Origin of the sequence: Streptomyces platensis (assembly GCF_008704855.1) — a bacterium.
In the GTDB taxonomy this organism is placed as follows: domain Bacteria; phylum Actinomycetota; class Actinomycetes; order Streptomycetales; family Streptomycetaceae; genus Streptomyces; species Streptomyces platensis.
This window is the reverse complement of sequence record NZ_CP023691.1, coordinates 3006510-3028044: the sequence shown is the minus strand read 5'-3', so window position 1 is coordinate 3028044 and position 21535 is coordinate 3006510. Positions and strand designations below refer to the sequence as shown.

Genomic DNA, 21535 nt, shown 5'->3' with positions numbered 1-21535 from the left:
TCCCGGGGGCCTTCCCCGTTTGCCGTGCCGCTCCGTCGCGCTCCGCGAAGCCGTCAGCGGCCCGCTGCGGCCTAGACGGCGGCCGTGGCGTCCGAGGCGCCGTTGTCCTGGTTCTCGGCCGTCTCGGAGGTGTCCACGTCCTCCTGCGAGCGCTGACCGGGGATACCGGACAGCCGGTTCTCCATCCGGATGCGCCGCTCGTCGGCCTTGGTGCACAGCGCCAGCGCCGCCTGGTTGAAGCGGACCGACGACGGCGGGTCCGACGGGCCCAGCAGATGCTCCTTGAGCTCGGCGCGCTCCGCGGCCAGGGTGTCCTTCTCCGGGTTGCGGACCGCGTCGAGGAGACCGGCCACCTCCGCCGCCTCCGGCGTGAGGATCGTCGCCGCCCGCACGGTCGGGAAGTTCACCCGGAAGTCGTCCTCGCTCATCCCCGAGGTGTTGGCGACCGCGTACGGCTTCTCGCTGGTCAGGTAGTCGGAGACGACGCTGGAGACATCGCTGATCAGCACGTCGGCCTCGTTGAAGCAGCTGAAGATGCCGGGACGGGCGGTGACGATGATGCGGTGCTCCCACTCGGGGAAGGAGTTCCAGTACGCCTCTTCCCAGGCGGTGACGGCCGCCGCGACGGCCGCGGCACGGCCCTCCTCCGGGGTGCCCTGGAGCCGCATCCGCTCCAGCTCGTCCGCGCTCTTGCGGAACGCGGAGGTGGTCAGCGCGTTCAGCTCCTCGGCGCAGCGGGCCAGTTCGGCGGCCGCCTCCGGGCCGGGCCGCGCTCCGCTGCGCCGGGTGTTCGCCTCCGCGATCATCGCCTGGATGCGGGTGTTGGCGGCGCCCGCCCGCGGGTCCACGGAACCGGTCATCGGGTGCGGCTTGTACAGCAGCCGCACGTTCTCGTCGGCGAGCAGCTCGCGGACGATGTTCTCGCCCGCCAGGATCACCGAGGTGTTGCCCGGGTTGCCGTCCCAGCCCTCCCAGGTCGGGGCGTACAGCACGGTCGTCAGCCGGCCGGCCGGGGCGCCCGTGTACGGCTTGATCGGGGCCAGCTGGGGGCGGCCGACCTCGATGACGTCCTTGTCCTCGACGCCGATGTCGGCGAGCTGGTAGCGGTCACGGGCTGCCGGGCCCGCCACCCACACCTCGTCGTACGCCTTCGCGTACGGGTTGCAGGAGGACAGCTTGTCGCTCTCACCGTGGTTGGTGAAGGCGTGCTTGATGGACGGGATGCGCAGGATCTGCGAGGTCTTGCCGGAGTTCGCCGGGTGCAGCAGCACCTTGAGCGTGGAGTGCTCCAGCCGCATCAGGTTGGCGACCTTGGGGATGCAGACGATCGGCACGTCGGTGGCCTCGATCTTCTGCACCATGAAGCGCTCACGCAGCACGATGATCGGGTTGCCGTCCAGGCCGGCGAGGGTGCTCAGCCACATGTTGGCCTGGTAGGCGGACGAGGAGCCGCCGGAGAAGTACATACCGACCGTCGGCCGGTACTCCGCCAGCCAGTTGTCCAGCCACTCCAGGGCCTGCTTCTCGTTGGCCACCCGCTTCTTCGGCAGCAGCCAGGTGCCCAGGTAGAGCGTGCCGCCGGCGGACAGGGCCAGGGAGACGGCCAGGCCGATGCCGCCCCAGAACGCGTCGGTGGTGATCGCGGTGAGCATCATGCCGGTCGTGGTGGGCACCGAGAAGCGCAGCAGGCGACGGCCCGTCTGGCGGGAGAGGATGCGCGGCGGGGCGTCCGTCAGCCGCAGCGCGCTCGCGTCGATGTTGCGGGTGACGAACGGCAGGCTGCGGGTCCGGCGGACCAGCACCGCGACGGCCTGGCACACGAAGTGGGTGCCGTAGAAGAGGAGCAGCGTGATGGTGAGCGGCGCCTGCTCCTCGAGCGGGTTGATGCCGTCGATGTGCAGCAGGCCGACCAGTATCAGCATGTCGCGCAGCAACTGGCGCACCGTGACGTCGAACCGGATCCGGCCGAGCACCGCGAGCAGGCCGGGCTGCTTGTGCTGGAGGACCAGGTCGAGACCCAGGTTGACCACGGATGCGGCGATGAACAGCGGGATGACGGGCAGCAGCGCACCGAGGAGCTGCGCGGTGAAGGCGACCATCATCGCGAAGAGGGCCGCGAGCTGTACGGCTCGGCGGGGGACGATTCCGGCGGAAGGCACGGGGGAGGGCTCCTGGCAGCACGAAAGGTCAGGGAGAGGCCGAGGGGGGCGGCCGGGTCCCGCGCTGCGACGCCGCCGGAGCGGCGAAACGGGACCGATGGACACCCGACCGTATGACCTTGTTGGCCCTGGTGACAATCTGCTGTGGCTCTCATCACCGCGAAAGCGGATCAATCGAACGCAACCAGCTGGCCTCGGATTCTCTCTTAAGGAAAACCTCGCCGGGTATCGGGCGAACGGGAAGCGCGGCCCCTATTCTGCGCCACTTTTCCCCCCGCCGGGACCGGCCGGCTCCGTCTCACAGGCCGTCCGCCAGGCAATATCACGAAGCGCCCGCGGCCCGCTCTGCCGTAGATTGCGCCCGTAGGGCCGTGGTGCGGGCCGGGCAGAGTCCCCCGTACGGCGGTGGGATCGGCGAGTACAGGGGTATGCAGGTGGCAGGCGCAAGGCAGGACGTGAAGGACGCCCGCCGGATCGTGGTGAAGGTCGGCTCGTCCTCGCTGACCACGGCCGCGGGGGGACTGGACGCGGACCGCGTCGACGCCCTGGTGGACGTGCTGGCCAAGCACCAGGACAAGGAGATCGTGCTGGTCTCCTCCGGCGCCATCGCGGCCGGTCTGGCGCCCCTGGGGCTCGCGAAACGGCCCCGCGACCTGGCCCGGCAGCAGGCCGCCGCCAGCGTCGGCCAGGGCCTGCTGGTCGCCCGCTACACCGCCTCCTTCGCCCGCTACGGCCGCCGCGTCGGCCAGGTCCTGCTGACCTCCGACGACACCAGCCGCCGGGCCCACTACCGCAACGCCTACCGGACCCTCGACCAGCTGCTGGCCATGGGCGCCGTACCGATCGTGAACGAGAACGACACCGTCGCCACCGACGAGATCCGGTTCGGCGACAACGACCGGCTGGCGGCCCTGGTCGCCCACCTCGTCCGCGCCGACCTGCTGATCCTGCTCTCCGACGTGGACGGCCTCTACGACGGCGATCCGGCCACCCCCGGCACCTCCCGGATAGCCGAGGTCCAGGGGCCCAAGGACCTGGAGGGCATCTCCATCGGCAGCGCGGGCAAGGCCGGCGTCGGCACCGGCGGCATGGTCACCAAGGTCGAGGCGGCCCGGATCGCGGCCGCGGCCGGTATCCCGGTCGTCCTGACCTCCGCCGTGCACGCCGCGGACGCCCTGGCCGGCGGCTCCACCGGCACCCACTTCCTGCGCACCGGCCGCCGCTCCGCCGACCGGCTGCTGTGGCTCGCGCACGCCTCCACCCCGCGCGGGGCGCTGATTCTGGACGACGGGGCGGTACGGGCCGTCGTCGAGCGCCGTTCCTCGCTGCTGCCGGCCGGCATCGCCTCCGTGGAGGGCGAGTTCTCCGCCGGCGACCCGGTCGAGCTGCGGGACGGTGAGGGCCGCGCGGTGGCCCGCGGCGTCGTCAATTTCGATGCCCGGGAAATCCCCCGATTGATGGGGCGTTCGACCCGCGATCTCGCGCGCGAGCTGGGCCCCGCCTATGAGCGGGAGGTCGTGCACCGCGACGATCTGGTGCTGCTGCACTCCTGAGGGCCCGTCCTGGCACGACCTCCACCGGCGGCCGAAAACCGCCCCTCCGGTCTGGTGTGAAGACCGGCCTTTCCATGGAGACCTTGGGGAAAACGCCCCCGCGACGGGCCGCGGGCTGGTCAACTTTGTTGCGGGGGCGCCGTAGGGGAGCGGCGCCCGCAGCGCGCACGCGCATCCGCCGAGGTACGACGACTCCGCACCCCCCAAGAGCGGAGCGATTCTCATCACAGGAGGCCGCCGGTGAGACGAGGGCGCCCAGGGGCACCGCCCCGAGGGACGGCGGAGCGCACACTGACCAGCGTCGGAACCGGTGAGGAAGCGGCCGGCGAGGAGCGGAGTGCGGAGCGTCCCGGGGCCGCGCACCAGGCACCGGAGGGCGGCCGCCGGGAGGCGTCCCGGCTGTGGCACATCACGCTCAGCGTCTCCGGAGCCAAGGCCCCGCTGAACGAGGTCCGGCGGGCGCTGGAGCAGCTCGCCCACGACCATCCGTTCCTGCTGACCAGCCGCTACGCCACCGACCACGCCGAGATCCGCTACTGGGAGGAGGCGCGGGACCTGCACGACGCCGCCGCGGTCGCGCTGCGGCTGTGGGGCGAGCACCGCTCGACGGCCAAGCTGCCGCCGTGGGAGATCGTCGGCCTGGAAGTCATCGACCGTGAGACGTATCACCAGCGCCTCGCGGAGGGGTACGGCCCGCCGCCGGCCTCCCCGGTCGGCGTCCACCCGTTCTGACCACCGGCCCTCCGCGTCCCGCGCTGTGAGATACGGCGTGGCCGCAGCCTGCCGCCCAGCTAGGCTGCGGCCATGACCAGCAGCGCATCGCACTCCTCGCCCGTCCTCGAGACCGCCCGCCGCGCGCGGGAGGCAGCCGCCGTTCTGGCGCCACTGCCGCGTACGGCCCGGGACGCGGCGCTGCTGGCCATCGCCGACGCCCTGGTGGAGCGGACCGAGGCGATCGTCACCGCCAACGCCCAGGACATCGCCAAGGCGCGGGCGGCGGGCACCGCCGAGTCGATTGTGGACCGGCTCACCCTCACCCCCGAGCGGATCGCGGCCATCGCCGCCGATGTCCGCCAGGTCGTGGCGCTGCCCGACCCGGTGGGCGAGGTGGTGCGCGGCTCGACCCTGGCCAACGGCCTCGACCTGCGGCAGGTCCGGGTCCCGCTCGGCGTGATCGGGATCATCTACGAGGCCCGGCCCAATGTGACGGTGGACGCCGCGGCCCTGTGCCTGAAGTCCGGCAACGCCGTGCTGCTGCGCGGCTCGTCCTCCGCGTACGCCTCCAACAGCGCTCTGGTGGACGTGCTGCGCGACGCCGTCCAGAGCGCCGGGCTGCCCGCCGACGCGGTCCAGCTGGTGCCCGGCGAGAGCCGTGACTCCGTACGGGAGCTGATGCGCGCCCGCGGCCTGGTCGACGTGCTGATCCCGCGCGGCGGCGCGTCCCTGATCCGTACGGTCGTCGAGGAGTCCACCGTCCCGGTCATCGAGACCGGCACCGGCAACTGCCACGTCTACGTCGACGAGGCCGCCGATCTCGACATGGCCGTCGACATCCTGGTCAACTCCAAGGCCCAGCGGCCCAGCGTCTGCAACGCCGCCGAGACGGTGCTGGTGCACGCCGGGATCGCCGAGAAGTTCCTGCCGCGCGCCCTGGAGGCGCTGACCCAGGCCGGGGTGATCGTGCACGGCGACGCCGCCTGGCAGCAGGCGGGCCCCGGGCTGGTGGCCCCCGCCACCGACGAGGACTGGGCCACCGAATACCTCTCGTACGACATCGCGGCCGCCGTGGTGCCCGACCTGGACGCGGCGGTGGCGCACATCCGGCGCTGGACCTCCGGTCACACCGAGGCGATCGTCACCACCTCGCAGGCCGCCGCCCGCCGCTTCACCCAGTTGGTCGACTCGACCACCGTCGCGGTCAACGCGTCCACCCGCTTCACCGACGGCGGCGAGTTCGGCTTCGGTGCGGAGATCGGCATCTCGACGCAGAAGCTGCACGCCCGCGGCCCCATGGGACTGCCGGAACTGACCTCCACGAAGTACATCGTCACGGGCGACGGCCACACCCGCTGAACGTCCCCCGGATTCCCCGTTCTCCCTGCCCAAAATGACCGGCCGGGGCTAACCTGGACGGGTGCCGGACGACGTGGGGGGCAAGCCGTTCCCGGACGGTGAAGAGCCCGACGAGCACCACCACGGGAGCCACGGAAAAGCGGACGAAGAATTCGCCTCCGTGGTCTTCGACGAGGAATTCGTCCGGTCCGCCCGCATCCATGAGCCCTCCGCGGTCGAGCGGATGCTGGCCGCCGCCGAGGCGCGCGCCGAGGCCGAGGCGGCCCGCTCCGGGCCCGGTTTCGGCCCCGAGGGCGACGACCCGGACGGGCGCGGCCGCCGCCGGAGCCGGGATGCCGATGACTACGAGGGCTACGCCGATTACGGAGAGTACGGGGACGGCGAGTACGGCGACTATCCGCCGCCTGACCCGTACGGCCCCTACGGCGGTGCGCTGCGTCCTTACCGGAGCAGCACCCGCTGGCACCGGCCGGTCGCCTGGGTGCTGGCCGTGGTGATGGGCATCGGACTGGTCGCGCTGGCCTTCAGCGCCGTCTACCGGGGCTCCGCCGGGCGGACCCAGAGCCCGGCCCCGGCACCCACCTCCAGCGGGATGGACACCCCTGTCACGGACAGCGCCCGGACGGCGCGCCCCGGCCTGCCGTCACCGCCGGCCGCGGAGCCCCTGAGACCGTCGTTCTCGGCGGTCCCCAGGCCGCACTGACGGCGTGGCACACTTCCCGCAAATCGGACGCCTGAAACCGTTTCGTCCGGTGAAGTTGCCCGGCGTCCCGGCGTTTACGTTCGGCCCCGCAGACCTACTCTTGTTGTATGACCGGGCCTGGTGACCCTCCGGAAGGGACGCCCAACGGCGCCCCGGGAGGCGGTGAGGACGAATACCGATCCGTCGTCTTCGACGAATCGTTTGTTCGGGCTGCGCGGCTTCAGGAGTTCTCCGCGGACGAGCGGCTCGGTGAGCATCATTCGCCGGCCGTCAAGACCCGGCACGCCTGGCGGCGGCTGGGCGGCTCCCGGCAGGCCATCCTGCTGATGCTGCTGATCGTGCTCGCCTTCGGTACCGCCGTCTACATGGGCGTACGCCACCCCTACAAGACCCCGGAGACGGTCCGGGCGCAGCCGCTGCGCTCCGCCGTGGTGCCGCTGGCCCCCGCCGGGCGGGTGCCCGGCGCGACACCGGAGGATCTCTTCGCGCACAGCCCCGCGGCGAATTACCGGATCGGCGCCGCGGGCGTCAATCTGCCCCCGGTCGCCCGCACCGAGCACTTCTCCGACGGCCAGATCGTCTCCGCGCTGACCATCGCGAAGGACTACCTCGTCCGCTCCTCGCTGGACCCGGCCACCCTCACCGGCGGCTCCGTACGGCCGGTGCGGCTGCTGCTCGACACCCGCCAACTCGACCAGTTCGACCGCAGCCTGGCGCACCCCGGCGACAACGGCCACGACGCCGCGACCGGTTGGCTGGTCCGCTTCGACCCGCGGCAGACCCGGCTCGCCGACCGGAACGTACGGGTCGACGGCACGCTGTCCGCCTCGGAGTTGAGCCCGGACGCACTCGATGTGACCGCCGACTACACCTTCGTCTACGCGGTCCGGCCCGCCCCGGGGGCGCCGGCCACGGCATCGGGCCAGGGCATCGGCAAGCCCACGGCGGGCGCCGCCTCGCTGGTCACCGTCCGCCGTGAGGTGCACTTCCGGCTGACCCGCGACAACCTCAGTGACCACCGCCTGGAAGTGCTCCAGAGCAGTCTTCAGGCCGGGCCGCTGACCTGCTCCTCGAAGCCGGCCGACGCGCTGCGCCCGCTGTTCGCGGGACAGCACGCCGGCAACGACCGGCCCACGGGCACCGACCCCTACGCCAGGGAGCGGGTCAACCCCTCCCTCTGCGGTGAGCTGGCACCCTCGGCCCAGCCGAAGCCGAGCCATCCGATGCGCTAGAACCTGGCCTGGACGCCCCGGGCCAGGACCTAGGCGTCCGAGCCGCCCGCTCCACCGCTTCCGTTGGCGCCGCCCGAGCCGTCGGGGCGCCCGCCGCCGCGGAAGACCGTGTCGCGCAGCTTGCCGCCCAAGTCGCCCGCGCCGCCCGCGATATCGCGCACCAGGCCCATCAGCGGGTCCTTGCTGTTGCGCATCGAGTCGGCGTAGTGGGAGGCGGAGTCCCGGAACGAGTCGGAGACCGAGGTGTCCTTGTCCTCGTCCCGGCGCGGGTAGTGGCCGTCCATGATCCGCTGGTAGTCGCGGCTGGCCGCCCACTTCTTGAGCTCGGCCGCCCGCACGGTCGTGAACGGGTGGCTGCGCGGCAGCAGGTTGAGGATCTTCAGCACGGAGTCGCGCAGATCGCCACCGGACTCGTACTCGTCCGCCTGCTTCAGGAAGGCGTCGACATTCATCTCGTGCAGATGATTGCCGCCGGCCAGCTTCATCAGACCGCGCATCGAGGCCTGGAGATCCTGCCCGACCAGCAGCCCGGCACGGTCCGCCGACAGCTCCGACTTGCGGAACCACTCGCGCAGCGCCGTCACGATCGCCATGATCGCGACATTGCCCAGCGGGATCCAGGCGACCTTCATCGCCAGATTCGTCAGGAACAGCAGGATCGTGCGGTAGACCGCGTGCCCGGACAGCGCGTGCCCGACCTCGTGGCCGATGACCGCCCGCATCTCTTCCTCGTCCAGCAGCTCGACCAGGCCGGTCGTCACCACGATGATCGGCTCGTCGAGGCCGATGCACATGGCGTTGGGCTGCGGGTCCTGATTCACGTACATCGGCGGGACCTTCTCCAGGTCCAGGATGTAGCAGGCATCGCGCAGCATGTCGTTGAGGTGCGCGAACTGCTGGTCGCCCACCCGCACCGAGTCCGACAGGAACAGCAGCCGCAGGCTGCGCTCCGGCAACAAGCCGCTGAGCGTCTTGAAGACGGTGTCGAACCCGCTCAGCTTGCGCAACGCCACCAGCGCCGAGCGGTCCGCCGGGTGCTCGTACGACCGCGACGAGATTCCGGGGAATCGCCGCCGGTCCCGGCTCGGTACGTTCGCGCTGCCGTCTGGGCTCTCCGTCATTGGGGCCTCCCCCTGTTCGACTGCGTGTGTTCAGAGTAGAGGACGCCACCGACAGGAGAATGGATGCTCGGGCGTACGCTGGCGATCGCACCAATACCCGCACAGGTTCGTACACATGGCCCACGGACCGCATCAGAGGGAGCGCATCGTCATGCCGTATCCGAGCGTGCTGCTCGCCGCAGCCCAGGAGACCGCCAGGGACGGCGGACCCGGATGGATCCTGCGCGCAGTGATCATCGTCGGCTTCGTGGGCGCCGCCCTGCTCGCCTGGTTCCTGCTGCGCGGTTACGGGCAGGACTGACCCCTCCGCCGCCCGTCGCAGGCGCCTCCGGGCGGAGTCGCCGTGGGCACCCGGTGAGCCGACGCTTACGATGTGGTGGAAGTCTCTGCCCGACCCCAGCCCGGATTGGTCCTGCCGACGATGAGCCTGCACACCACCGCACAGTCCCTGGCCACCCTCGCCGCCGAACCCGGCCACGAGGGCGGGCACGCCAGCCTCAGCCCCTTCGTGACCGGCGGCGGCGCCCTGTTTGTCCTGCTCCTCCTGCTCTGGATCACCACCCGCTTCAACCGGGACCGCTGAGCCCCGGCACCCGGCATCCGGCATCGCGCGCCGCCCAGTAGGGTCTGCACGCATGGGAGAGCACACAGGGCCCGTGAAGCGGCGACTCGGAGTGATGGGCGGGACGTTCGACCCGATCCATCACGGACACCTGGTCGCCGCCAGCGAGGTGGCCAGCCAGTTCCACCTCGACGAGGTCATCTTCGTGCCGACGGGACAGCCGTGGCAGAAGAGCCACAAGACGGTGTCCCCGGCCGAGGACCGGTATCTGATGACGGTCATCGCGACCGCGTCGAATCCGCAGTTCTCCGTCAGCCGTATCGACATCGACCGCGGCGGCAAGACGTACACGATAGACACGCTGCGTGATCTGCGGACCGAGCACCGTGACGCGGATCTGTTCTTCATCACCGGCGCCGACGCGCTCAGTCAGATCCTGACCTGGCACGATGCCGCGGAGCTGGTCTCACTCGCCCACTTCATCGGGGTGACCCGGCCCGGCCATGTCCTCGCGGACCCCGGGCTGCCCGCGGGGGCGGTGTCCTTGGTCGAGGTGCCGGCGCTGGCCATCTCCTCGACCGACTGCCGGGCGCGTGTCGCCCAGGGGGATCCGGTCTGGTACCTGGTGCCGGACGGTGTGGTGCGCTACATCGACAAAAAGCAGCTGTACCGCAACGACGGCTGACGGGGCTGACGGAAAGGGGCACACCGGTGAGCGACCGACAGGATCCGTACGGGCCGCGGGACCCGTATGCCCACGACCCGTATGCCCAGGAGCAGCAAGGGCAGCACGGTCAGCAGGGCTACACCTACGACGCCTACGGGCAGCCGGTGTACCACGACGCCGCACAGCCGTCGTACCAGCAGCACTACGACGCGTACGGACAGCAGACCGCCCCGTCCGCCTACGAGGGCTATGACCCCTACGGCGGCCAACAGGGCGCCGGCCAGGCCGCCCAGGGATACCAGGACGGCCACCAGCCCTACCAGGCGCAGGCGGAGTACGGCTACGACGCCTACGGCGGCGGCCAGGTGCAGGACCGGCCCGGCTATCCGCAGCAGTACGACCCGTACGGCAGCCCCCAGCAGGACCCGTCGCACCAGCAGGAGTGGATCCCGCAGCAGGCCCAGCAGTCCCCGTACGAGCAGGTCTCCTACGGGGAACAGCCCCGCTACGAGGAGCCCGCCCCGCAGCGCCAGGACGGCCCGCCCCGGCCGCCGGCGCAGCGCCGCGCCCCGGCGGAGGACAGCGACGGACCGGACGCCGCGGGCGGCCCCGGCGCGCCCTCCGCCGACGGCCCCGATTACGGCACCGAGCAGTTCTCCTTCATCGAGGAGCCGGACGAGGACTCCGAAGACGTCATCGACTGGCTGAAGTTCACCGAGAGCCGCACCGAGCGGCGCGAGGAGGCCAAGCGGCGCGGCCGCAGCCGGATCGTCGCGCTGTCCGTCGTGCTGGCCCTGCTGGTCGCCGGCGGTGTCGGCTATCTGTGGTGGGCGGGCAAGCTGCCGGGAGTGGCCGGTCCGGAGGCCGGCGCGGCGGCGGCCGCCGGGCAGAAGCGCGATGTCCTCGTCGTCCATCTGCGGGACACCAAGAGCGGGAACAGCTCGACGGCGCTGCTGGTGGACAACGAGACCACCCACAAGGGCACCACCGTCCTCCTGCCCAACAGCCTCCTCGTCCCCAAGGACGACGGCACCAGCACCACGCTCGGCAAGTCCGTCAAGGACGAGGGCACCGAGCCGACCCGGGACTCCCTCAACAGCCTCCTGGGCGCCGACCTCAAGGCCAGCTGGCGGCTGGACACCCCGTACCTGGAGAACCTCGTCGAGACGATCGGCGGGATCACCCTGGACACCGACGCCACCGTCCCCGGCGCCAAGAAGGGCGCCTCCCCGGTCGTCAAACAGGGCAGCGCCCAGGACCTCAGCGGCCAGGCCGCCGTCGCCTACGCCACCTACCTGAAGCCGGGCGAGCCGCAGACCAAGCAGCTCCAGCGGTTCGGCCAGGTCATGCAGGCGGCCCTGAAGAAGGTCTCCAGCGACGCGGACGGCGCCACCACCACGGTCAAGACGCTGCTGCAGGTGCTCGACCCGCCGCTCACCGAGGCCCAGCTGGGCAGCTCGCTGGCGCAGCGGGCGGAACTGGCGAAGACCGGCGCCTACCGGACCACCCTGCTGCCCGTACAGGCGAACGGGACGCTCAGCCAGACCACCTCGGCCAGTGTGGTCAAGGACGTGCTCGGCGGCACGGTCAAGAAGACCACCCCCGACGCGACCGTCCGGGTCGCGGTCCGCAACGCCACCGGAAACAAGGCCGCCACCGGAAAGGCGCAGGTGTCGCTGCTCAACGGCGGCTACAGCTTCGTCGACGACGGCACCGCCGCCGCGGCCGGTACCGCGTCCCGGATCACCTACGCGGACGCCGCCCAGAAGGCCAAGGCCGCGGAGGTCGCCAAGACACTGGGGCTGCCGGCGGGCGCGGTCAGGCAGGGCAAGGGCGCCTCGAACGCCGACATCACCGTGGTACTGGGCCGGGACTACAGGGGCTGACGGGCCGGACGCCCCCGGCCCCCGGTATCGGCCGGGGCCCGGGAGCCGGCCCCGGGGCTGACCGGCCCGGACGCCGCGACTGACCAGTGGGTTCGAAAACACAGCCGGGAGTGTCGGCGGTCCGTGAGACCCTTGAGGGGTACCTGACCGCCGATCCGGTTGCCCATGGGGACTGCGGCGCGCGCCGCGGCTCCGCAGCGAGCCAGCGCCCCTGCCCGGCCGGAGAGGCTGCCCTCGAACCGGAAAGCCGCTTGTGACCGCCACGGACCGCTCCATCGAGCTCATCAACGCCGCCGCCCAGGCCGCGGCCGACAAGCTCGCGCACGACATCATCGCGTACGACGTCAGTGACGTCCTCTCGATCACCGACGCCTTCCTGCTGGCCTCGGCGCCCAGCGACCGCCAGGTCAAGTCGATCGTCGACGAGATCGAGGAACGCCTCAACAAGGACCTCGGCGTCAAGCCGGTCCGCCGCGAGGGCGACCGCGAGGCCCGCTGGGTGCTGCTCGACTACGTCGACATCGTGGTGCACGTCCAGCACAGCGAGGAGCGTGTCTTCTACGCGCTCGAGCGCCTGTGGAAGGACTGCCCCGAGATCGACCTCCCCGAGGAGGCCAAGGCCACCCGCGGCAAGGCCGCGGCGCACGCCGACGCCACGGCGGGCGAACAGGACGGTGAGCTGCTCTGAACGGCACCAGGAGCGGCCAGGGTCGCCGCATCGTCCTGTGGCGCCACGGCCAGACCGCCTGGAATCTGGAGCGCCGCTTCCAGGGCTCCACGGACATCGAGCTGACCGAGGCGGGCGTCGCCCAGGCGCGGCGCGCCGCCCGGCTGCTCGCCGCTCTCGGGCCGGACGCCATCATCGCCTCCGACCTCCAGCGGGCGGCGGCGACGGCGCGTGAGCTGGCTGCGCTGACCCGGCTCGACGTCACGCATGACGCGGCCCTGCGGGAGACCTACGCGGGCTCCTGGCAGGGGCTGACGCACGACGAGATCCTCGCGCGCCACGGCGAGCAGTACTCCGCCTGGAAGCGCGGTGAGCCGGTGCGCCGCGGCGGCGGCGAGCTGGAGACCGAGGTCGCCGACCGGGCCGCCCCCGTCGTCCTCGACCACGCCGACAAGCTTCCCGAGAACGGCACCCTGGTCGTGGTCAGCCACGGCGGCACGATCCGCACCACCATCGGGCGGCTGCTCGGCCTGGAGGCCCACCACTGGGAGGGCCTGGGCGGTCTGTCGAACTGCTGCTGGTCGGTGCTGGGCCGGGGCGCGCGCGGCTGGCGCCTGATGGAACACAACGCCGGCACCCTGCCGGAGCCGGTGCTCGGCGACGACGACTGAGCCCGCCGGGCGGCCCGGCCGGACCGGATTTCACATCTGGGCAGGTCGCAGGCTAAAGTTCTTCTTGTTCGCGGCGCCGCCGGGGGAAACCCGGGGGAGCGGAACAAGACCCGGGGCTATAGCTCAGTTGGTAGAGCGCCTGCATGGCATGCAGGAGGTCAGGAGTTCAATTCTCCTTAGCTCCACAACCCGGATGATCCCGTCTCCTCTCGGAGGCGGGATCTCTGCGTTATGCGAGCCCGCCGCGCGGTCGGGTCGTCCCGTGCGCGGGCCGCGCCGGGAACGGTGGCCGGCGGTGCCGTCGGCCAGGTGGCGCGAAGGCGGCCCTGACCCGGCCCGCGGTCCGTGGCAGAATCGGACGGCGCCGGCAGGGGAGGAGAAGATCGCGATGCCCACGAGCATCCTCGAGGAGGTCAATGACCTGCTCGAAGTGGCCCAGGCGCAGGGCTATGACTGGCTGCCGGAATACGCGCTCCGTTTCACCTGCCCCGTCGACGGTCCCGCCGCCGTGCGCAATGGCGACGGCACCGCTCTTCAGTGCCCCTCGTGCGGCTCCTCCCATGTCGCACAGGTGCTGGGCGACAACGGGGGCGTTTCCTTCGTTTGTACGGCCTGCGGCCACAGTTGGAGCTGATGGATGGGCGCGCACAGCAGGAAATGTGACTGGTGCGGCAGTGGTACGCCGATCGTCCGGGACATGGAACCCGTCAACACGGACTACCAGTACTGGTGCGAGGAATGCGCCCGCGCCCTGGTCATAAAAGGCGACCCCATCGAGACCTACCGGGAGCTCGACGGGGAGCCGATCTACGGGCGGCTGCTGGATGAGCACTGCACGCTGAAGCGCTTCTACTCGTTCGCCACGGCCTGAGCGGGCCGCCGCCCCCAAGGGGCCACTGACGGGCCGCGCCCCCTCCTTGACGGCGTCTCAGACAGCTCAGGACAGCTCCGGGCAGTTCCGGACGCTTACGGACCCTTTCGGTCGGACGGAACTGCCGTCGGCGGCGGGGACGTTGTGGCGGATATGAGACGGACACCGCGCAATTCCGCAGTGCGGGCGCATGGTTCAGCTGCCGACGGCGAGGTCGGCGGACGGGCGTGCGGCGCTTTGTCCCGCCCGCCCCCGAAGCCGCCACAGCCGGGCCCCGGTCAGGGCCAACAGCGCGAGACCGGCGAGCGGGTAGCTGCCGGAGAGCAGCATCTGCACCCCGTTCTGGTGCAGTTCCTCGTGCTGGTGCCAGCGGTGCGGCACCCACCACAGCGCGAACGAGCAGAAGAGCAGCCCCAGCGCACCGGTCGTCAGCCACCAGCGGCGGGCCGGGGTGCCCGTCCGGTGCAGCGCCTCGGAACCGGCCAGGATCAGCATCGGTACGCACCACACCCAGTGGTGGGACCAGGAGATCGGGCTGACCAGGAGCGCGGTGGCGGCGCAGGCGACGGCCGCCCAGGCGCGCTGCCCGCGCAGCAGCGAGGCGACCGCCAGTGCCAGACCGAGGGCGCCGGTCAGGCCGGCGACCACGAGCCAGGCGGCGCCCGGGTCGTGGGTGTGCAGCAGCCGGGCGAGGGCGCCGCGCAGCGACTGGTTCGCGGTGATCTCCACCTCGCCGACCCGGTCGGTGGCGTACACGATCTCGGTCCAGAAGCGGTACGAGTCGCGTGGCAGCGCGAGCGCGGAGAGGAGGGCGGTGGCCAGGAAGGTGGCGGTGGCGACGGCGGCCTGCCGCAGCCAGGGGTTCCAGGCGGCGCGGGCACCCGCGCCGGACCGCAGCAGCTGCCCGGCGCGGACCAGGCCGGCCAGCGCGAGAAACACCGCGAACAGCGCCGGGGTCAGTTTGAGGCCGGCCGCGACACCGATGCCGATGCCCGCGAGCCGCCGGGTGTCCGTGCGGGTCAGGTCCCACAGCACCAGTACCGCGATCAGCAGATTGATCTGGCCGTAGCGCAGCGTCGTCCAGACCGGCTCGCACCACACCAGCAGCGCGGAGACCGCGAACGTCGCGGCCGGCCGGGGGAGCCGCCGGGGCCGGCCGACCAGGCGCAGCGAGAGGTGGACGACGCCGACGAGCAGCAGCAGGTTGCCGGCGGTGGCGACGGTCCGCATCGCCGGGGCCCCGAGCAGGGTGAGCGGGGTGAACAGCAGGGCCGCGAAGGGCGGGTAGGTGTTGGGCAGATGCGCCGAGGTCGCCACCATGTCGTAGAGGGACTCGCCGTGGCGGACGGTGAAGCCCTCGGCGCGGTAGACCATCAGGTCGATCATCGTCACGTTCAGCAGGCGCTGCACGGTCCAGAAGACGGCGAAGGAGACCAGGCAGCCGAGGGCTGCCGCGAGGGTCGGGTGCCGGCGGATGAGGCCCTTGCCGGGCTGGGCGCCGCCGGCGTCGGTGGACTGCTCCAGCTCCAGCGCGGTCACGGCGTACGGCTCCCCAGGACGAATCGGGCACAGATCGCCGACAGTACCGCGCGTCGCACCGAAGGGCCCCTGAGTACCGCGCGTCGCGCTGTAGGGCCCCTGGCAGAACGATTTGGCAGAAGCCGGGGAGGTCCGTGTAATGTAGGCGATGCCGCAGCGGGGAACCGCACGGAAACAGAATACGGGGCTATAGCTCAGTTGGTAGAGCGCCTGCATGGCATGCAGGAGGTCAGGAGTTCAATTCTCCTTAGCTCCACAGTGAACGAAGCGGGTCATCCGATATGGATGGCCTGCTTCGTCGTGCGTCTGCGTACGGGGCGCCTCAGGGGCGTAATCGGCGGGAGTTCTCCCGGAGTTGTGCTGATATCCGGTCAGTGACGTGTCCGCCAGGGCGAGTTGACCGTTCGCTCTGTGTTCATTCCTGACCAGTCCTTGCCTTTCCTTGGGCTCATCTTGGTGATCGCATGCCCCTGACATGAACGGTTCACCGAAAGAGTGGCGCATCGCGTGAGCCTCACCTCTCACGCCTTCACCGCTCGTGCGGTGCCGCACACCGGCACACCGGCGCAGCGCGGCACCCCGCGGCGCACCACATCGCCACACAGGGGGTTCCATGAGATCAAGCCGCACCAGATCACCGCGCGCCCGCGCCGGTCTGGCCTGGGCAGCGACGCTGCCGCTGGTCGCCGGTGCGCTCGCGCTCGGCGCGCCCGCCGCCGATGCCGCGGGCCACGACGGCGGCCGGCACGCGCTGCCGGGCACCAAGCCGCTGTGGGCCACCCGGCAGGCCGACCGGGGCGCCACCTCCGCCTCCGCGGCCGTCACCGCCCGCGTCTATCTGGCCGGCCGCGACGCCAAGGGGCTCGCGGACCGCGCGAGGGCCGTGTCCGACCCGCACTCCGCCGCGTACGGGAAGTATCTGAGCCCCGCCCAGGTGCGCGCCCGCTTCGGCGCCACGCACGACCAGATAGCCAAGGTGACCGGCTGGCTGAAGAAGTCCGGCCTGACGGTCACCGGCACCACCAACCGCTATCTGACGGTCACGGGCGACGCGGCCGCCGCCGAGCGCGCCTTCGCCGTCGACCTGCACAATTACCGCAAGAGCGGGCACACTTACCACGCTCCGTCGGCCACCGCCTCCGCGCCCGCCGACCTGGCCGACGCGGTCCTGACGGTCACCGGCCTGGACAACGCGCCACGGCTCGCCAAGCACCACTCCAGCGAACTGCCGCCGCCGGAAGGCGTCTTCCGTAACTCCGGCCCGTTCTCCTCGTACTACGGCTCCAGGACCGACAAGAAGCTGCCGTCCGCCTACGGGGGCAAGGCGCCGTACGCGATCAAGGGCTACACCGGAAAGCAGCTCCGCGCCGCCTACGGGGCGAAGAAGTGGACCGGCAAGCACGTCACCGTCGCGATCACCGACGCGTACGCCTCGCCGACCATCGCCAAGGACGCGGACACCTACGCAGCCCGCAACGGGGACCCCCGATACCGCCGCGGCCAGCTCTCCCAGGTGCTTCCCGAGGACTACACGCACATCGAGGAGTGCGGCGCGGCCGGCTGGTACGGCGAGGAGACCCTCGACGTGGAGGCCGTGCACGCCGTCGCCCCCGACTCCGACATCGTCTACGTCGGCGGCGCCTCCTGCATGGACGACGATCTGCTCGACTCGCTCGGCAAGATCGTCGACGGGCACCTCGCCGACATCGTCTCCAACTCCTGGGGCGACATCGAGGCGAATGAGACCCCGGACGTGGCCGCCGCCTACGACCAGCTCTTCCAGCAGGGCGCGGTGCAGGGCATCGGCTTCTACTTCTCCTCCGGCGACAACGGTGACGAGGTCGACAACACGGGCACCAAGCAGGTCGACACCCCGGCGAACTCCGCCTGGGTGACCGCCGTCGGCGGCACCTCTCTGGCCGTGGGCAAGCACGACGCGTACCAGTGGGAGACCGGCTGGGGCACCCGCAAGGCGGTGCTCTCCAAGGACGGCAACGACTGGACCGGCTTCCCCGGCACCTTCAACGGCGGCGCCGGCGGCGGCACCAGCAAGACCGTGGCGCAGCCCTTCTACCAGCGCGGAGTCGTCCCGGACGGGCTCGCGCAGGCGAACGGCGGCGGCGCGATGCGCACCGTCCCGGACATCGCCGCGGTCGCCGACCCCAACACCGGCTTCCTGGTCGGCCAGACCCAGACCCTGCCGGACGGCAAGCTCGGCTATGACGAGTACCGCATCGGCGGCACCTCACTGGCCGCCCCGGTGATCGCGGGCGTCCAGGCGCTCGCCCAGCAGGCCCGGCACGGCGTCGCCATCGGCTTCGCCAACCCCGGCATCTACCAGCGCTACGGCACCGCCGCCTACCACGACGTCACCGATCACCCCCTGGGTGCCGGCCGTGACCTGGCGGTTGTCCGGGTCGACTACGTCAACGGCACCGACGCGAGCAAGGGCACCACGACCTCGCTGCGCAGCCTGGGCAAGGACAGCTCCCTGCGCGCGGTGGTCGGCTACGACGACGTCACCGGCGTCGGCACGCCGGGCGCCGGCTACGTGAGCTCCTACCGCCCCTGACACCAGGGCGCGGCCCCGCCTCCCCGCACCGGCCGCGCCCCTGTGACGCGGCGGCAGGAGGACGGGTAACCGGGGGCGGGGCCCGCATGGGGGCAATCCCAGCGCGGGCCCCGTACGCCCTGCGGTACCCTGACGCCATGCGTGCCGTACGCCTTCTGCTTAGCGGGCCGCGCTGATCAGTACCGACGGATGACAGAACCCGTCGGAATCGGCGCGGCTTCCCCTCCTGTGCGAGGGGTCTTTTTGTTTCCGGCGTGCCGGGGATCTGGCGCGTTTCCGCTGGCAGAGACGATCGATGGAGCTTTGAGGACGATGAGCGAGACGACCAACTCCCCCGCTGCCGAAAGCGCGGGAGGTGCCGCCACCGAGACGACGGCGCCGCACCGCTACACGGCCGCGCTGGCCGCCGACATCGAGGCACGCTGGCAGGAATTCTGGGAGGCGAACGGGACCTACGAGGCCCCGAACCCCAAGGGCGACCTGGCCGGCGACGCCGGGTCGGTGGCCCGCCCCAAGAAGTTCATCATGGACATGTTCCCCTACCCGTCGGGCGCCGGCCTGCACGTCGGGCACCCGCTGGGCTTCATCGCCACCGACGTCTACGCCCGCCACCAGCGCATGACGGGCCACAACGTCCTGCACACCCTGGGCTTCGACGCCTTCGGCCTGCCCGCCGAGCAGTACGCGGTGCAGACCGGCACCCACCCGCGGGTCTCCACCGAGGCCAACATCGTGAACATGCGGCGCCAGCTGCGCCGCCTGGGCCTGGGCCACGACGGGCGCCGCTCGGTCGAGACGATCGACCCGGCGTACTACAAGTGGACCCAGTGGATCTTCCTCCAGATCTTCAACTCCTGGTACGACCCGGAGGCGGACGCCGCCCGCCCGATCGACACCCTGGTCGCGCAGTTCGAGGCCGGCGACCGTCCGACCCCCGACGGCCGGGCCTGGAGCGGGCTGAGCCCCCTGGAGCGGGCCAACGTCCTGGGCGAGTACCGCCTGGCGTACGCCTCGGACGCACCCGTCAACTGGTGCCCCGGCCTGGGCACGGTGCTGGCCAACGAGGAGGTCACCGCCGACGGCCGCTCCGAGCGCGGTAACTACCCGGTCTTCAAGGCCAAGCTGCGCCAGTGGAACATGCGCATCACCGCCTACGCCGACCGGCTGCTGAACGGCCTGGACGCGCTGGACTGGCCGGAGGCCATCAAGCTCCAGCAGCGCAACTGGATCGGCCGCTCCGAGGGTGCCCGGGTCGACTTCCCGGTGGGCGACGACAAGATCACCGTCTTCACCACCCGCCAGGACACCCTGTTCGGCGCGACGTACATGGTGCTGGCGCCCGAGCACCCGCTGGTCGCCGGTGCCGACAACGGCAACGGCACGGGCCCGATCGTCCCGGACGCCTGGCCCGAGGGCACCCACGACGTGTGGACCGGCGGCCACGCCACCCCCGCCGACGCCGTCGCCGCCTACCGCAAGCAGGCCGCCTCCAAGTCGGACGTCGAGCGGCAGGCCGAGGCCAAGGACAAGACCGGCGTCTTCACCGGCGCCTTCGCGACCAACCCGGTCAGCGGCGAGCAGGTCCCGGTCTTCATCGCCGACTACGTCCTGATGGGCTACGGCACCGGCGCGATCATGGCCGTCCCCGCCCATGACACCCGCGACTTCGCCTTCGCCCGCGCCTTCGAGCTGCCGATGCGCTGTGTCGTCGAGCCGTCGGACGACCGCGGCACCGACCCCTCGGCCTGGGACGACGCCTTCGCCTCGTACGACGCCAAGATCGTGAACTCGTCCGGCGCGGACATCTCGCTGGACGGCCTGGGCGTCACGGAGGCCAAGGCCAAGATCACCGACTGGCTGGCCGGCCAGGGCATCGGCGAGGGCACCGTCAACTTCCGGCTGCGCGACTGGCTGTTCAGCCGGCAGCGCTACTGGGGCGAGCCGTTCCCGATCGTCTACGACGAGGACGGGGTGGCGCACGCCCTGCCCGAGTCGATGCTGCCGCTGGAGCTGCCCGAGGTCGAGGACTACTCCCCGCGGACCTTCGACCCGGACGACGCCGACACCCAGCCGGAGACCCCGCTGTCCCGTAACGAGGACTGGGTCCATGTCGACCTGGACCTGGGCGACGGCATCAAGCGCTACCGCCGCGAGACCAACACCATGCCCAACTGGGCGGGTTCATGCTGGTACGAGATGCGCTACCTGGACCCCCACAACAGCGATGCGCTGGTCGACCCGGAGATCGAGCAGTACTGGATGGGCCCGCGCGAGGGGCAGCCGGCCGGCGGCGTCGACCTGTACGTGGGCGGCGCGGAGCATGCCGTACTGCACCTGCTGTACGCCCGCTTCTGGTCCCAGGTGCTGTTCGACCTGGGCCATGTCTCGTCCTCCGAGCCGTTCCACAAGCTGTACAACCAGGGCATGATCCAGGCCTTCGTCTACCGGGACAGCCGCGGTATCGCCGTCCCGGCCGCCGAGGTTGAGGAGCGGGACGGCGGCTACTACTACCAGGGCGAGAAGGTCAGCCGCGTCCTGGGCAAGATGGGCAAGTCCCTGAAGAACGCCGTCACTCCCGACGAGATCTGCGCCGAGTACGGCGCGGACACCCTGCGCCTGTACGAGATGGCGATGGGCCCGCTGGACGTGTCGCGCCCGTGGGACACCCGGGCCGTCGTCGGCCAGTACCGCCTGCTCCAGCGCCTGTGGCGCAATGTCGTCGACGAGGCGACCGGCGAGGTCACCGTCGTCGACGGCGAGCCGGACGAGGCCACCCTGCGCGCCCTGCACAAGGCGATCGACGGCGTAAGCCAGGACATGGCGAACCTGCGCTTCAACACGGCCATCGCCAAGGTGACCGAGCTGAACAACCACCTGACCAAGGCGGGCACCCCCGTCCCGCGCACGGTCGCCGAGCAGCTGGTGCTGCTGATCGCCCCGCTGGCGCCGCACATCGCCGAGGAGCTGTGGCGCAAGCTGGGCCACGCCGACTCCGTGGTGCACGCGGACTTCCCGGTGGCCGACCCGGCGTACGTCGTGGACGAGACCGTGACCTGCGTCGTGCAGATCAAGGGCAAGGTCAAGGCGCGGCTGGAGGTCGCCCCGTCGATCTCCGACGCCGACCTGGAGGCGACGGCCCTGGCCGAGCCGGCCGTGGTCGCGGCGCTGGACGGCGCGGGCATCCGGAAGGTCATCGTCCGGGCGCCGAAGCTGGTGAACATCGTTCCGGCATAACCGTCGGCGGGCGCCCGGGGCCGGC

General features: G+C 71.3%; 18 protein-coding genes and 2 tRNA genes. 17 read left to right on the top strand and 3 right to left on the bottom strand.

The features are described from left to right. Positions 1 to 71 precede the first annotated feature (71 nt). Positions 72 to 2159, bottom strand: a complete 2088-nt coding sequence (locus CP981_RS13320; RefSeq protein WP_085925637.1) for a hypothetical protein — start codon at positions 2157 to 2159, stop codon at positions 72 to 74. Positions 2160 to 2593: 434 nt separating this feature from the next. On the opposite strand from CP981_RS13320, the gene proB reads away from it, so the two are divergent. The 5 genes from proB (at position 2594) to CP981_RS13295 (ending at position 7720) form a co-directional block, all read left to right on the top strand. After that, the gene (gene proB, locus CP981_RS13315) at positions 2594 to 3712 is read left to right on the top strand and encodes a glutamate 5-kinase (RefSeq protein WP_085925666.1); all 1119 of its coding nucleotides are present in this window, start codon (positions 2594 to 2596) and stop codon (positions 3710 to 3712) included. A 240-nt stretch (positions 3713 to 3952) separates the two neighbouring features. Further along, a complete protein-coding gene (locus tag CP981_RS13310; RefSeq protein WP_085925638.1) occupies positions 3953 to 4444 on the top strand; it encodes a hypothetical protein in 492 nt (163 codons plus the stop codon). A 72-nt stretch (positions 4445 to 4516) separates the two neighbouring features. After that, positions 4517 to 5785: a glutamate-5-semialdehyde dehydrogenase gene (locus tag CP981_RS13305; RefSeq protein ID WP_085925639.1), complete on the top strand. Its 1269-nt coding sequence runs from the start codon at positions 4517 to 4519 to the stop codon at positions 5783 to 5785. 61 nt (positions 5786 to 5846) lie between these two features. Further along, positions 5847 to 6488: an SCO2584 family spore wall biosynthesis protein gene (locus tag CP981_RS13300; RefSeq protein WP_085925640.1), complete on the top strand. Its 642-nt coding sequence runs from the start codon at positions 5847 to 5849 to the stop codon at positions 6486 to 6488. A gap of 107 nt (positions 6489 to 6595) precedes the next feature. Beyond that, positions 6596 to 7720 (top strand): SCO2583 family membrane protein, encoded by a 1125-nt coding sequence (locus CP981_RS13295; RefSeq protein WP_085925641.1) that lies wholly within the window; start codon positions 6596 to 6598, stop codon positions 7718 to 7720. 29 nt (positions 7721 to 7749) lie between these two features. On the opposite strand, the gene CP981_RS13290 is transcribed toward CP981_RS13295, so the two are convergent. Continuing rightward, entirely contained in the window at positions 7750 to 8841 is a 1092-nt protein-coding gene (locus CP981_RS13290) for a M48 family metallopeptidase (RefSeq protein ID WP_085925642.1), read from the bottom strand. A gap of 151 nt (positions 8842 to 8992) precedes the next feature. On the opposite strand from CP981_RS13290, the gene CP981_RS37690 reads away from it, so the two are divergent. From CP981_RS37690 to CP981_RS13255, 9 genes are all read left to right on the top strand, one after another. Further along, a complete protein-coding gene (locus tag CP981_RS37690) occupies positions 8993 to 9142 on the top strand; it encodes a hypothetical protein (protein WP_167536093.1) in 150 nt (49 codons plus the stop codon). 120 nt (positions 9143 to 9262) lie between these two features. Continuing rightward, positions 9263 to 9424, top strand: coding sequence for a hypothetical protein (locus CP981_RS37685; protein ID WP_085925667.1), 162 nt, complete (start codon positions 9263 to 9265; stop codon positions 9422 to 9424). Between the two features lie 52 nt (positions 9425 to 9476). Next, positions 9477 to 10088: a nicotinate-nucleotide adenylyltransferase gene (nadD, locus tag CP981_RS13285; protein WP_042154737.1), complete on the top strand. Its 612-nt coding sequence runs from the start codon at positions 9477 to 9479 to the stop codon at positions 10086 to 10088. 26 nt (positions 10089 to 10114) lie between these two features. After that, positions 10115 to 11956, top strand: a complete 1842-nt coding sequence (locus CP981_RS13280) for an LCP family protein (RefSeq protein WP_085925643.1) — start codon at positions 10115 to 10117, stop codon at positions 11954 to 11956. Between the two features lie 253 nt (positions 11957 to 12209). Further along, positions 12210 to 12644 (top strand): ribosome silencing factor, encoded by a 435-nt coding sequence (gene rsfS / locus CP981_RS13275; RefSeq protein ID WP_085925644.1) that lies wholly within the window; start codon positions 12210 to 12212, stop codon positions 12642 to 12644. Then, a complete protein-coding gene (locus CP981_RS13270; RefSeq protein WP_085925645.1) occupies positions 12641 to 13294 on the top strand; it encodes a histidine phosphatase family protein in 654 nt (217 codons plus the stop codon). The genes rsfS and CP981_RS13270 overlap by 4 nt, the downstream gene beginning before the upstream one ends. Before the next feature lie 112 nt (positions 13295 to 13406). After that, positions 13407 to 13479 (top strand) — tRNA-Ala (locus CP981_RS13265). A 203-nt stretch (positions 13480 to 13682) separates the two neighbouring features. Next, a complete protein-coding gene (locus CP981_RS13260; RefSeq protein ID WP_085925646.1) occupies positions 13683 to 13928 on the top strand; it encodes a hypothetical protein in 246 nt (81 codons plus the stop codon). 3 nt (positions 13929 to 13931) lie between these two features. Beyond that, positions 13932 to 14165 carry a hypothetical protein gene (locus tag CP981_RS13255; protein ID WP_030413843.1) on the top strand — a complete coding sequence of 78 codons (234 nt, stop codon included), beginning with the start codon at positions 13932 to 13934 and terminating at the stop codon, positions 14163 to 14165. Between the two features lie 195 nt (positions 14166 to 14360). On the opposite strand, the gene CP981_RS13250 is transcribed toward CP981_RS13255, so the two are convergent. Beyond that, positions 14361 to 15704 (bottom strand): glycosyltransferase 87 family protein, encoded by a 1344-nt coding sequence (locus CP981_RS13250; protein ID WP_085925647.1) that lies wholly within the window; start codon positions 15702 to 15704, stop codon positions 14361 to 14363. Positions 15705 to 15887: 183 nt separating this feature from the next. Between CP981_RS13250 and CP981_RS13245 the strand changes: the two genes are divergently transcribed. From CP981_RS13245 to CP981_RS13235, 3 genes are all read left to right on the top strand, one after another. Beyond that, positions 15888 to 15960 (top strand) — tRNA-Ala (locus CP981_RS13245). A 357-nt stretch (positions 15961 to 16317) separates the two neighbouring features. Continuing rightward, complete coding sequence (locus CP981_RS13240) at positions 16318 to 18276, top strand: S53 family peptidase (protein WP_085925648.1); 1959 nt, start codon at positions 16318 to 16320, stop codon at positions 18274 to 18276. 312 nt (positions 18277 to 18588) lie between these two features. Then, the gene (locus CP981_RS13235) at positions 18589 to 21510 is read left to right on the top strand and encodes a leucine--tRNA ligase (RefSeq protein WP_085925649.1); all 2922 of its coding nucleotides are present in this window, start codon (positions 18589 to 18591) and stop codon (positions 21508 to 21510) included. The last annotated feature ends 25 nt before the right edge of the window (positions 21511 to 21535 follow it).

Coding starts and splice junctions, on each gene's coding strand:
- CP981_RS37685 (WP_085925667.1), top strand. CDS start 9,263: ATGAGCCTGCACACCACCGCACAGTCCCTGGCCACCCTCGCCGCCGAA.
- CP981_RS37690 (WP_167536093.1), top strand. CDS start 8,993: ATGCCGTATCCGAGCGTGCTGCTCGCCGCAGCCCAGGAGACCGCCAGG.
- CP981_RS13255 (WP_030413843.1), top strand. CDS start 13,932: ATGGGCGCGCACAGCAGGAAATGTGACTGGTGCGGCAGTGGTACGCCG.
- nadD (WP_042154737.1), top strand. CDS start 9,477: ATGGGAGAGCACACAGGGCCCGTGAAGCGGCGACTCGGAGTGATGGGC.
- CP981_RS13240 (WP_085925648.1), top strand. CDS start 16,318: ATGAGATCAAGCCGCACCAGATCACCGCGCGCCCGCGCCGGTCTGGCC.
- CP981_RS13260 (WP_085925646.1), top strand. CDS start 13,683: ATGCCCACGAGCATCCTCGAGGAGGTCAATGACCTGCTCGAAGTGGCC.
- CP981_RS13235 (WP_085925649.1), top strand. CDS start 18,589: ATGAGCGAGACGACCAACTCCCCCGCTGCCGAAAGCGCGGGAGGTGCC.
- CP981_RS13305 (WP_085925639.1), top strand. CDS start 4,517: ATGACCAGCAGCGCATCGCACTCCTCGCCCGTCCTCGAGACCGCCCGC.
- CP981_RS13290 (WP_085925642.1), bottom strand. CDS start 8,841: ATGACGGAGAGCCCAGACGGCAGCGCGAACGTACCGAGCCGGGACCGG.
- CP981_RS13295 (WP_085925641.1), top strand. CDS start 6,596: ATGACCGGGCCTGGTGACCCTCCGGAAGGGACGCCCAACGGCGCCCCG.